General features: G+C 40.3%; 10 protein-coding genes. 1 reads left to right on the forward strand and 9 read right to left on the reverse strand.

The window, feature by feature from the left end:
* The 9 genes from ACQ86H_RS15115 to ACQ86H_RS15155 all read right to left on the reverse strand — a co-directional run bounded on the left by ACQ86H_RS15115 (window position 1) and on the right by ACQ86H_RS15155 (window position 11,596).
* Window positions 1–876: an extracellular solute-binding protein gene (locus tag ACQ86H_RS15115; protein ID WP_431291599.1), complete on the reverse strand. Its 876-nt coding sequence runs from the start codon at window positions 874–876 to the stop codon at window positions 1–3.
* On the reverse strand, window positions 812–1,240 hold the full coding sequence (locus ACQ86H_RS15120) for a hypothetical protein (protein ID WP_431291600.1): 429 nt from the start codon (window positions 1,238–1,240) through the stop codon (window positions 812–814). The genes ACQ86H_RS15115 and ACQ86H_RS15120 overlap by 65 nt, the downstream gene beginning before the upstream one ends.
* Window positions 1,233–2,396: a CaiB/BaiF CoA transferase family protein gene (locus ACQ86H_RS15125; protein ID WP_431291601.1), complete on the reverse strand. Its 1,164-nt coding sequence runs from the start codon at window positions 2,394–2,396 to the stop codon at window positions 1,233–1,235. The genes ACQ86H_RS15120 and ACQ86H_RS15125 overlap by 8 nt, the downstream gene beginning before the upstream one ends.
* Window positions 2,397–2,509: 113 nt before the next feature.
* Window positions 2,510–3,661: a CaiB/BaiF CoA transferase family protein gene (locus ACQ86H_RS15130; protein WP_431291602.1), complete on the reverse strand. Its 1,152-nt coding sequence runs from the start codon at window positions 3,659–3,661 to the stop codon at window positions 2,510–2,512.
* Window positions 3,658–4,818, reverse strand: a complete 1,161-nt coding sequence (locus ACQ86H_RS15135; protein ID WP_138821026.1) for an ABC transporter substrate-binding protein — start codon at window positions 4,816–4,818, stop codon at window positions 3,658–3,660. Before ACQ86H_RS15135 ends, ACQ86H_RS15130 begins: the two co-directional genes overlap by 4 nt.
* Before the next feature lie 320 nt (window positions 4,819–5,138).
* Window positions 5,139–7,454, reverse strand: a complete 2,316-nt coding sequence (locus tag ACQ86H_RS15140) for a glycoside hydrolase family 2 TIM barrel-domain containing protein (protein ID WP_431291603.1) — start codon at window positions 7,452–7,454, stop codon at window positions 5,139–5,141.
* A 272-nt stretch (window positions 7,455–7,726) separates the two neighbouring features.
* Entirely contained in the window at window positions 7,727–8,839 is a 1,113-nt protein-coding gene (locus tag ACQ86H_RS15145; protein WP_138821024.1) for a glycosylase, read from the reverse strand.
* Window positions 8,836–10,032, reverse strand: coding sequence for an alpha-L-rhamnosidase C-terminal domain-containing protein (locus ACQ86H_RS15150; protein ID WP_431291604.1), 1,197 nt, complete (start codon window positions 10,030–10,032; stop codon window positions 8,836–8,838). The genes ACQ86H_RS15145 and ACQ86H_RS15150 overlap by 4 nt, the downstream gene beginning before the upstream one ends.
* The gene (locus ACQ86H_RS15155) at window positions 10,004–11,596 is read right to left on the reverse strand and encodes a family 78 glycoside hydrolase catalytic domain (RefSeq protein WP_431291605.1); all 1,593 of its coding nucleotides are present in this window, start codon (window positions 11,594–11,596) and stop codon (window positions 10,004–10,006) included. The genes ACQ86H_RS15150 and ACQ86H_RS15155 overlap by 29 nt, the downstream gene beginning before the upstream one ends.
* 270 nt (window positions 11,597–11,866) lie before the next feature.
* Between ACQ86H_RS15155 and ACQ86H_RS15160 the strand changes: the two genes are divergently transcribed.
* Window positions 11,867–12,640, forward strand: a complete 774-nt coding sequence (locus tag ACQ86H_RS15160) for an IclR family transcriptional regulator (protein WP_138821020.1) — start codon at window positions 11,867–11,869, stop codon at window positions 12,638–12,640.
* Window positions 12,641–12,673: the final 33 nt, after the last annotated feature.

A 12,673-nucleotide genomic window follows, 5' to 3' on the forward strand; every position in this document is an offset into this window, starting at 1 on the left:
TCATTTGTCAATTTCATTAATCTGGTGCTGTGCAAGCTGGATAAGCTCTTCGGTTGCGGCATCGGTATTGATGGCCTGTAAAACCATTTGATCGATGATAGCGGCAATAGCTGCCCAGTTTTGTTTCTGTGGCAACATATTGGCCACGTCATGTAATTCTTCTAATTTATGGTAATAAGGAATAATCTGGTTGATCTCTTCATTTTTCCAGGTCGAAATCCGGCAACCTATCCCACCTTCTAAGGTGAGCTGTTTATCCTGTTCAGCAGTCAGGGCATAACGGAGAAAATCGTAAGCAATAGCCTTATTTTTACTGCCCTTTGCAATGGTATAAAGCCAATATACATTTAGCGATGCCGAGTTTTTACCTGGAGCAGATGGCAATCGTTCCACATCAACTTTTCCTTTTACCTTGGAATTGGCATCCACTTCGCACATAGCCGCAAAACCAAACCAATTGATCATCATGGCAGCTTCGCCTTGTGAAAAGGCGATTCCTGCGGCTACAGATTCGAATTCTCCAGATTTTGGATGAACAGCAGTAGTATCGTTCACGATTTTACGGTAAAAATTTAAACCATCAATGGCTGCCTGGGTATTAATCTGTATAAAACCATTTTTATCAACTAGTGTCCCGCCCCTCGTCCATAATTGCAGTGCAAAATCGAAAACGGTGTTGTGTCCGTCGGGATAACAGGCGAAAATACTGCCATACAAATTTTGTTCCGGGCGGTTGAAATAACGGGCAATCTGATGAAAATCTTCCCAGGTTTTGGGCACTGTTAAGGTTTTGCCAAATTGAGCAAAATATTTAGCCTGTTCGGCCTCGCTTTCGAATAACTCTTTTCCTGTAAATAAAACATTCCGGACCATCATGGAATGGCAAGCCTACCACTTCCCAACCGAAACGCTGCAGCCCTAAAAGCGATTTGCTCCATCCTCTTGGAAAATCGTCGGGTTTGTTTTTATTGATGTAAGGATTTAAAACTTCGAAATCATTGCCGGAATAGCCTTCCAAAACCCAATCGGTACTGATGTGTGCAATATCAAAATCGCCCTTTGCCAAACCTTTTTGAGTAATAGTACTGTCGTAAAGTTCGTGCAGGTCCATTACCACCAGTTCCAACTTTAGTGTACAGCCTGAAATGGTACAATATTGATCCCAGAATTTCTGCATGGCAGTTTCAAATGGCTCAAATTTACGAACGGCTATCCTGAAAGTTTCTATTTGGTTATGCATTTGCAGTGGTATGCTGTGTTATAAATTCTTTGATAATTTTTTCATTATCCTGTCCTAATTTTGGCGAACCAATTGCTGAAGTCAATATTTCTCCATCAATGCGGATCGGGCATCTGGTGGTTTCATATTTGTAACCATCAACCATTTCCACTTCCTGAACCATGTTTAACACCTTAAAACCATCATGGGTCATTAAAGCATTCCAGTTTAATACATCCGCACACCAGATATCGGCTGGTTCTAAAATGGAAAGCCATTTTTCGGTAGTGGCCGATAAAAGATGATCAGCCAAAATGGCCTTAATCCCATCACGTTTATCAAATGCCTCGCTGATTTCAATGTAATCTTCTAATGCTTCGCAGCCGAGCAGGTTACCAAGCTGTGGAATGGATGCCATCGCCAGGGCTAAATATCCGTTTTCTGTTTGATAAATCCCATAAGGAGCGCCTAAATATGCGTTTGCATTGTTCTTTTTCGAACGTTGGGGCAACGATCCGCCATCATTCATAAAAGTGGTGATGGTTTCAAACTGGAAATCGTAAGCGGATTCCATCATGCTGATCTGTACAAAACCGCCCTCATTTTTTATCGCTTTCCGGTATAAACAAGCAAGGATTCCCTGTGCCAGGTGTGCGCCTGCCAACATATCAATAATGGATAAACCCATTGCTACAGGGCCGCTGTCGGCATTTCCTGTTAAAGAGGTTAAGCCGGTAACAGATTGCAAAAGTAGATCCTGACCAGGTTTATTTTTCCATTCCGTGTTGTTGCCATAGCCTGAAATTTCGCCATAAATTAGGGTTGGATTTAAAGCGATAACGGATTGATAATCGAAACCTAAACGTTCCATTACCCCCGGACGGAAATTATGGATCATGACATCTGCTTTTTTAAGCAGTTCGCGTACCATTTCGCAATCTTCTTCGCGTTTTAAATCAACCTCAAAACTTTCTTTATTCCTGTTGATGGCATGAAAAACCGACGATTCGCCGTTCATGATCAGGTTAGAGGTGTAGAGCGTGCGGCAAATATCGCCTACACCCAATCGCTCGATTTTGATTACACGCGCACCCATATCGGCCAAACGCAAACTTGCTGATGGTCCCGATAGGAACTGGCTGAAATCGATAACTAAATAATCTTCAAGCGGTAGCATAATTTTATTTTTAATATCAATCGTCATCTCGACCGTAGCGGAGAGATCTTTTAACTATGTTCAAAGATTTCTCCGTTCCGCTTCGCTTCAGTCGAAATGACGACTTTATTTTATTAATTCAACTCAAACTCTTTATTAATCTCAGCTGTTCCAAAACCCAGTTTTGGCGCTGCTTTACTGGCAAATAACTTTTGATTATCCAAACGAATCGGGCTTACGGTCGTCTTTATTTTTTTGCCATTAGCTAAATCCAGTTCCTGCTCAATCTGCAAGCTTTTATAAGTATTCATGGCTGTAGCAGTTTGATAATTCAGTACTTCTGCGCACCAGATACCGTGACTTTCCAAAAGACCAACCCAATGTTTTGTATTTTCTTTTTTAAAGGTTTCAGCCAGGCGGACGATTAATTTATCGCGGTTTTCGAATGCTGAACCAGCTTCTACGTACAGATCAGTAATATCGCAATTGATGATCGCGCAGATATTTGGCAGGTTGCCCATGGCCATGGCAATATAACCGTCGTTGGTTTCGTACATGCCATAAGGAGCGCTTAAATAAGCGTGAGCGCTGCCTTTTGCTCCGCTTCTATCGGGCAATTTACCGCCATCATTTAAATAGGTGGTTAATACTTCAAACTGTACATCTAAAATGGATTCCAGCAAACTCACCTCAACCAAAACACTTTTATTGGTTTTTGCCCTTTTAATTAAAGCGGCCATAATGCCTTGTGCCAAATGGTTTCCGCACATGATATCCGATACGGAAAGTCCGAAGGGAACCGGCCCGTCTACATCAACACCGGATAAAAATGTTAATCCGGAAACGGATTGCACCAGTAAATCCTGACCTGGCTTGTTTTTCCACGGACCTTCAGTTCCATAGCCGGTTACCACACCATAAACAATTTTTGGGTTGATGTTTTGAACGTTTTGATAATCCAGACCAATTTTCTCCATCACACCAGGGCGGAAATTATGTGTCATCACATCGGCTTTACTGATTAATTTTTTAAGTCTTTCTAAGTCTTCCGGATTTTTTAAATCGGCAGTATAACTTTCTTTATTCCGGTTGATGGTATGAAAAAGCAAACTGTCTTCATCCACAAAAAGATTCTTGATAGATAAAGATCTGCAAGCATCGCCTGTTTTAGGTCGTTCGATTTTAATCACACGGGCTCCTAAATCGGCCAGTTTTAATCCTGCCGATGGTCCGGCCAAAAACTGGCAAAACTCTAAAATCAAAAGTTCTTCTAGCGGTCTGTTCATGATAACACTAAACTTTTAGATTGCAGATATAACTCGTTCATGGCCGATAAAATCTGAATTTCATCACCCCCATTCATTAAATAATCGCGGACAACATCACCCGCGTGATCCTGAAAATACATGGAACCATGGTAGCGTGGACGGAGAAATGCTCTCTGTAAAGCGGGTAAGGTATTTTGAAAATAATTATGACTCTGGCGGTTGACTTCTTCGTTTTTCCAGGCGGATAAATGTCCTGGCTGACCGCCACTTTCGAAAAATAAAGTAGACTGACAAGCAGGTGATCCCACAAATTCTACATATTTGGCAGCAAGCTCCAACGCTTCGCATTTAGCAGAAATGGCTAAACCTGTTCCACCCAATGTGCTTCTCAGGTTGGTTTTACCATCTAAAGAAATCATGTCGTGAAAATGCAGGGTTTTGCGTGCATAACCATTTCGCGAGTAATTGGAATAACCATAAGCAAAAGGACAATAAGCAATTTCATCACTTAAGGTCATTGCTTCATAAACCTGAATCGGGTTTCTGTTGAAGTTTGCTTGATCTATTTTCGACGCCAGTTCCCGGTACATTTTTAAAACTTTTACGCCGATTTCAGTTGAAATTACTTCATCATCATTTTGGCAGGGATCTTCTCCCAAAGAGCAGCAAAGGGTATAAAAATTCATTAAAACATCAATCGGAATACCTGCAAAAGCAACTAAACCTCTATCAGCCAATGCAAGTAGATCTTCGAATGATTTAGGCAATTGCAATCCTTTTTCGGCGAGTAAATCCGGTCGCGATGCCGCCACAGGTGTTGCTGCATCTACGGGTAGTGCCCAGAGGTGTTCGTCATAGAAATAACTTTCAAAAGATTGACCTACGGAATTTTCTTCCTGATCTTTTAGATAATCTTCAGAAAGATAAAGATCTAAAGGCACTATGGATTTTGTTTTTGCAGCAAAACCAGCCCATGGATGATCGATCACCAACAGGTCAAAACGCTCTGCCAGTTCCTGAATGGAAAAATCGGCAAATTGCTGCAAACTTCTTTTTTCCCAGGTGATGTGCACACTGGGGTGTAATTCGGAAAAACGCTGTGCTGTTGCCACCATCGGCAAAAGCCCACGACTGTGGTTCCAGGTTATTCCTTTTAAATTAATTATCTTTTCCACTTTATTTTTATCTAATGGTTGGTGTCTCCACCGACCATGTTTTTATTATAATTTTTTCGGTTGGTGAGACACCAACCGATAGGTTTTTAATTTGTGGTTCGCGGTGACACGAACCACGGCATGATTTCATGTGACTATCATTGGAAGATTCCATCAAGGCAATCGTCATTCCCGCGCAGGCGGGAATCCTAAAGCTTATTGCATTAAGATTCCAAATCGAGTTGGGAATGACGATTTTTCGCGGCCTAGCGATTCAAGAAAATCCCTTTCATTATTTTGTGTTCTTCGTAACTTGATGGTTATAAAGCTGCGTATTATCATTATTTCCTGGTTTTAATTATGATCGACGAAGGCGACAAACCTGCAGATGTTGCCCTTAACTTAATTGTTCCTGCTTTTTCTGTTGATTGCAGTATGGCTAAGCATAAACCATGAAATGCTTTGCGGTAATTCGCTTTAAAAGGTTCTAAGCTGGCCTGAAATCCATTGTCAACGCCAGCAATAAAGCCATTTCCTTCTACTTTGAAATCGACTAAGTTATCGGCGTTTGGTACCACATTTCCTGCTGCATCCAAAATGCGGACGGTAATGAATGATAAATCCTTGCCATCGGCTTTGATGTTTTTTCTATCGGCAATCAATTCAATTTTAGCAGGTGCTCCGGCAGTTTTTACCTCGCGGACCAATACTTCTTTCCCGTTTTTACGCGAAATGGCTTTTAATGTCCCCGGTTCGAAATTTACGTTCCAAAGCACATGGAGATCATCTCCTTGTTTAGATTTTTTACCCAATGATTTTCCGTTGAGGTACAGTTCAACTTCATCGGCTTTGTTATAATAAGCCCAAATTTCAACCGATTTGCCCTTTTCCCAATTCCAGTGTGGTAAAATATGTAAAACGGGTTTATTGGTCCACTCGCTTTGATACATGTAATAGGAATCTTTCGGAAAACCTGCTAAATCAACAATTCCGAAATAAGAACTTCTGGCCGGCCAAGGGTAAGGTAAAGGTTCGCCCAGGTAATCAAAACCCGTCCAAACGAATAAACCAGACACATGATCATATTTTTTAGCTTCCTTCCACGTTTCTTCATGTGTTGAACCCCAGTAAGCCGAAACGTTATCATAAGCAGATGCTGACCATTCTTTATTACCTGCTGTGAATTTGGTTTTACCATCTTTCGGCCAACGGCGGATGGTATCTGCAGTATCATAAAATCCTCTTGTTTCAAGTGCTGAGGTGGTTTCAGTAGCTAAAAACTTAACACCTGGATAGTTTTTCGGGAAATCTTTGTACAGTTTATGGTTATAGTTTAAGCCGTAAATATCAAGCGCATTGGCCTGGTAGATGAAATTCTTTTCCGCTTTTGTTTCCGTTAATGCAGAAATTACAGGACGGGTATTATCCAGATTTTTAACAATTTTGACCAACTCTTTTGTTATCGCAATGCCTGTACTGTCAAATTGCTCACGGATTTCGTTGCCGATGCTCCAAAGGATAATGGATGGGTGGTTACGGTCGCGCTTAACCATATCTTCCAGGTCAGCTTTATGCCATTCAGAAAAGTTCAGGTGATAATCATTTTTGGTTTTTTTCTTCGCCCACATATCAAAGGCTTCATCCATGACTAAAAAGCCCATTTTATCACATAAATCTAAAAACTCAGGTGCAGGCGGATTATGCGCGGTACGGATGGCATTTACACCCATTTTCTTCATAATTTCGAGTTGGCGTTCCATCGCACGGACATTTACGGCAGCGCCTAAAGCCCCTAAATCGTGATGCAGGCAAACACCCAGGATTTTCATCGGTTTTCCATTTAAGGAGAAACCCTTTATCGCATCAAAATTAAATCTCCGGATGCCAAAAGTGGTACTTTGTGCATCTATAATTTTATTTTCTGAATCGATGATTTTAACCAGTAAAGTATATAAATAAGGTCTTTCTACTGACCATATTTCTGGCTGACTGATCAGCAGGCTAGAAACATTTTTCCCCGTATTATCTTCTAATACATCTGCTGCAATAAGATAATTTGCGACATGTTTACCTTCTTTATTAAGAACAGAAAACTCAATTTTGTATTTTTTAGTTTTATCTACAGATTTATTTATAAAACTAACCTGTGGTGCTACAAAACCTACTGCTTGCCCGGGCTTCAAATTGCCTCCATCTGTCGATTCTCCGAAATCGCCACTTACAAAGCCCGCTTTAACGAAAACGCCATGTTCTTTTATGGCAACTTTAGCAGTTGAGGTTAACCATACATTTCTATAAATACCTGAGCCTGAATACCAGCGCGAATCAGGCTGTGCTGAATTATCAACCTTAACAGCAATCATGTTTTTTCCAGATTTTAGAAATTTGCTGATTTCATAAGAAAATGAACTATAACCATAAGGTCTTTTGCCTAAATATTCACCGTTTACCCAAACTTCACTGTTTTTATATACGCCATCAAATTCGACTGTGATTAATCTATCCTTAAAATTGGCAGGAGCAATAAATCCTTTTCTGTACCAAGCAGTTCCGGTGGGTAAACCACCTCCTTCGGATTTTGCAGGGTTTTTCTCATCGAATTTTCCTTCGATGCTCCAATCGTGAGGCAAGGTTAATTTTTCGCCATTTTGAATCATTGTAAGAAGGTAATTTAGCATTTGGTTCATCGCCCAGGAAGAATTTCCAGTCTTTGTTAAAGCTGGTTCTGGTGCGGGATTCCGGCGCAGTCTTATCTCGATTGGTCGTCATTGCGAGGCACGAAGCAATCTTACTACTATGGGTTGGACGTTCTTTCGCATTAGGAATGCTTTCCCAATGTTTCGGGAGAAGCTTAGCCTCGCAATGACGAGATGCCCACAAACCCAATGTCAGAAAAATTACAACTTTAAAATTATGTAGCCTCTTCATGTTATTTCTTTATTTCGCTTACAAAATCCAACTTACTTTTACCTAAATCATTCGATGTAGCTACTGCAATTCCACGCTGATCCTGTTTGTTCACCGCACAATAAAAATGATAAACCACACCTTTATACTTCAAAACGAATGATTTATGTGCGTACAGTTCATCATATTTTTCTGAAGATTCAATCAGGTTATCGCCTGTCCAATCGGTCCAGTTTACTAGATCTTTTGAAACCGCGAAACGGTTGAAAGATCCTTTCCTGTCTTGCCAAAAGGCTCCAAAGTAAAACATGACATAAGACTTGCCAATCTGCTGTAATACAGCATCTCCTGTTATACCGACAGGATGATGAAGGACAGGGTTTTTATTAAACCGCTGCCAATGAACCATGTCCTCAGAAACTGCCATACCAATCCGTTCGTACCAGCGTGTTTTTTTATTGTTTGCCAGTGAATCGCCCACAGCATTGTAATACATCACAAAGCGATGGCCGGTTAATCTTTTCTGATCTTCAATCACTGTGCTTTTAAATAGTTTATTGCGGTTTTCCCACCAGCGTACATCTTTATCCAGAGAACTTAAAACGGGTTTGTCTAAACGGTTCCACTCCTGCACAACCGATGGGTGTTTAGCGCTATAAGCCATCCCGATGGATAAGGGCTCTACTTCGTAACCTTTTTCTTTTCCCCCGAAATAAGACATCCAATATTTACCATCAAATTGATTTACCCTGTAACTTCCGCCCCATTTTATATCAAGCAAAGCATTGTAGCCTGCTTTTTGGTTATCGTCCCAGTTGCCTGCATCAGCGAACGACATCAGTTTTCCCTGATTTTCCCAGTGTAACAGGTCCTTACTTTTTGCCAGCCAGGTTTCGTAACCGCGACCGCTAAAAATGAGGTAAGTCATGTACCAATCTTTACCTTTTTTAAACACAGTCGGACAATCCATTTTATGGTCTTTATCCTCAGGAACCATTACCAAGCCATATTTATAAGGCGTTTTAACTTCCTGGTAAATCTTTTCCATCTCTGCCGGAGAGATGGTTTGATTTTGCTGTGCGATTGATTTAAAAGCCCAAACAAAAAGGAGAATCATGATGCTTATCTTTCTCATTTGTACTTTAAATTAAATTTGTAATAGCCTGAACCTATGGCAACTTTAGTTTTGCCGTTTTCGATCCCTGCATCGGTAAATGCTGCATGATTTTCTTCTGAAAGTTCACCTTTTGGCAATGCCGGAAAATAAACTACAGCCCTGGTATTTACCGGAATATTAACTTCCAGCATGAAATTTTTATCTGTTTTCTCCCATTTGGTGGATATTTTGCCATAAGGTGAATTGTAATTTACATTGGCTGAAGTTAAATCACCCACTACTTCTGGTTCTATTTTAATTTGCTTAAAAGCAATCGAATTTTCTGCCTGACGAATACCGCCAATACCGCTATGTAACCATTCCATTAAATGACCGAGCATAAAATGATTGTTGGAAACTGTTGGTAAAGCCGCCCACGATTCCGTTAACGCAGTAGCACCTTTGGCGATCTGCATGCCGTAACCTGGTACATCCGAGCGGCTGTCCATATCAAAAATCACATCCGATCGACCTGCATCTTCCAAAACACGCAGCACATAACGGTAACCAATATCGCCTGCAGTTAAAGTATTTTTCCTGTCGCGGATATCTTTAACCAGGTTGTCGATTACTGCTTTTTTATCCTCTTCTTCAACTAAACCCATATAAACGGCCATGGCATTTGCCGCTTGTGAACCCGTTGCATATTGTTTTGTTTTAGCATCAAAAAACTTGTTATTGAATGATTTTCTTACTTCAACGGCAAGTTTTGAATAAGCCATCGCATCAGCTTTTTTACCTAAAAGCGTGGCCGTTTTCTCCAATACCTTTAAATCGTAGTAGTAGATGGCTGTTCCGGTAACGCCCATTGGCGTGAGTTGAGAAACACCGGGTGGTTTTGGCCCTAAATCGTACCAATCTCCCAAACCCTGAGATAAAATATGGTTATTTGCTTTGGTTCCTAAATAATTAATGTAGCGCCGCATCATTGGGTAATAATCAAACATAGCCTGTTGATCGCCATACCATTGATACAGGTACCATGGCATTAAAATACTGCTGCTGCCCCATTCCGGCGAATCGCGGAACATATCTCCGCCCCATTCAAATTTCACATATTCGGGTGCAATTTCCGGGATCAATCCACTGGCTAACTGCGAGTTTTTCATGTCCTGCAATGCTTTTTTGAAGAGCGGCGCAGCATTATAATTGTAGCGTACAGAGCTGCCCATTAAGTGCAGTTCTTCTAACCAGCTCTAATTTTTCGCGGTGCGGACAATCGGTAAATACGCTCACCATGTTGCTCCTGATCGACCAATCGATCAGACTGTAGGTTTTATTGAATAAATCGTTCGAAGAGGAGAAATCACCCACCTTTTCGGCCGCATTTCTAATGTGTAAAGCTTTTAAATCTTCAATAATAGCTTTGCCATGGGCATTTTCTTTTCCTGCCGGGACAGCTCCTTTAACCTGCAGGTAACGAAATCCGGTATAAAAGAATCTTGGTCGCCAGGTTTCTAAACCAGCGCCTTTTAAAATGTAAGTGAAATAAGATGGACCACCGATATTTTTTTGCGTAACTGAACCATCGGCTTTCAATAATTCGGCAGGTGTAATGCGGATGGTATCGCCTTTTTTACCACGTACTTTTAGCTCGATAATGGCCGAAGCATTTTGCCCCATATCATAAACCCATTCGCTATTGGCTATGGCAGTGATGTTTTGAGCAGAGAAATTTTCGAAAATTTTAACAGGTTCTTCTTTTTGTGCATTTAGCTTTGGTCCATCAACCAATAAGGCAGCTTTCCAGTTTTTATCATTAAAACTGCTTAAATTCCAGCCTTTTTGTTCCAGGCTGGAATTATAATCTTCTCCACCATAAATACTCGAAAAAGTAACCGGCGATGGAGCGGTTTTCCAGCTCTGATCACTGATAATATTTGTAAAACTTCCATCGGTATATTCTACCAACACGCGGCAGATCATTTTTGGATAACCAAAAGCCACCTTTAATTTTCTGTATCTCTCCTTAACCGGCGGAACATAATAGAAACCATTACCTAGCATTACACCGATAGCATTTTTGCCCTTTTTAAGCTGTTTAGTGATATCATAGCTAACATATAAAGCTTCTTTGTCGTATTTTGTCCAGCCGGGTGCAAGAAAATCATCGCCAACTTTTTCGCCATTTAAACTCATTTCGAAATGACCCAATCCAGAAATAAAAGCCGTTGCCTTTTTTATGGTTTTAGTTACTGCAAAAGCTTTGCGGAACATCGGTAAAATGTTATTGGCGTTGTATTTATCTTTTTTTCCATCGGTTGGGAGCGTATTTACATTTGAATCAGCGAGCTTCTCATAAGCAATCCATTTAGCGTTTTTCCAATCGGCTGTTTTTAATAAACCCATTTGCCAATAGGCTTGATTACTCCATTCTGATGTGTTTCCGAAATTATCCCAAACACGCAACTTCCAATAGTATGTTTTGGTAGATAATAGCTTAGCACCTTCGTAAGTGATCTGTATAGATTGAGCAGAATTTACCTTTTTAGTATCCCAAATATCGCCAATGTTCTTTTTCAGGTTTGTGGAATTACTAGAAACCAAAATCTGATAAGCGGTTTGCCTCACATTGTGTTTGGATGACTGTAATTTCCAGCTTAAATTAGGATTAGGTAAATCGATACCAATAGGATTATTTCTATAAGCACAAGTCAGATCAACCACTTTAATCTCCTGTGCGAAAAGCGGAATAGCCAACAGATAAAGCCAAGAAAAAATCAGAAATCTGCTCATTATCCTTTGGTTAGCATTGCGGAATTTTTTACGCAAAAGCAATGGTTAATTTTGGTTTATAAATGGTTAATTGATACCTTAATCTTATTAATAATCGATTTTTGGGATGATTTGATTAATAAAACAGCGTCAATTCAAATATAAATGTTTTTTTTAAATATGAAAACATATATTCGTATTTAAATTACAAAATCTTCCCCTCGATAAATAGGAAAGCATTTTGTATGTTTGAAATTGTAAAAATTACGCTACAGCCAAATTTAAACCTGTATGAACGAAAAGGAATCGAAGTACCAGGCCCCTGCTTTAGATAAGGGACTTGATATACTGGAGTATTTATCTGCACAATCTATCCCACTGTCGCAAACCGAAATTGCAATCGGTATTGAGAAAACACCGAACGAAATTTACCGGATGTTAATGAGCTTGGAAAGCCGTGGCTATATTCTTCGTGATGAGGTTTCGGGTAAATACAGGCTATCACTAAAGCTTTTTTACCTTTCGCACAGGCACTCACCTATTGATGAGTTACGCAAAGCAGCACAATTTCCATTGGAAGAACTTGCCAATACGATCCGTCAGTCCTGCCATTTGAGTATTTTGTATATGAACCAGGTAATGGTGATTATTCATGCTAAAAGTCCGGGGCCGATTGCACTTTCTATTGAAGAAGGAAACTTATTCCCATTGCCTTTAACCGCATCAGGGAAAGTTTTATTGGCTTACATGCAGGAGGATGAGCGAAATACCACTTTAAAAAACAATGCTATTTTCAAGAAATACCCTAAAGCCCAGCAAGAAGATTTTCTGACTTCATTGGAAGATATTCAGCAAACGGGTTCGTATTTCAAAAACAGTGATTCGGTTTCGGGTGTAACCGATCTTTCGGTACCCATTGGAATCAATGGTAATAATGGAATCATCGCCTGTTTAACCATTTCGATGTTAAACGCGATTAATGTAGATCAGGCGATCGAAAATGATGTGATACTGGCCGAAGCGCAGAAATGCGTTAAGAAAATTGAGCAAAGGATTGGGGTTTAGGCCATATCCTTTGCTATCAGGTTTTAAAAACCT

Source organism: Pedobacter sp. P26 (assembly GCF_050632135.1).
Taxonomy (GTDB): Bacteria; Bacteroidota; Bacteroidia; order Sphingobacteriales; family Sphingobacteriaceae; genus Pedobacter.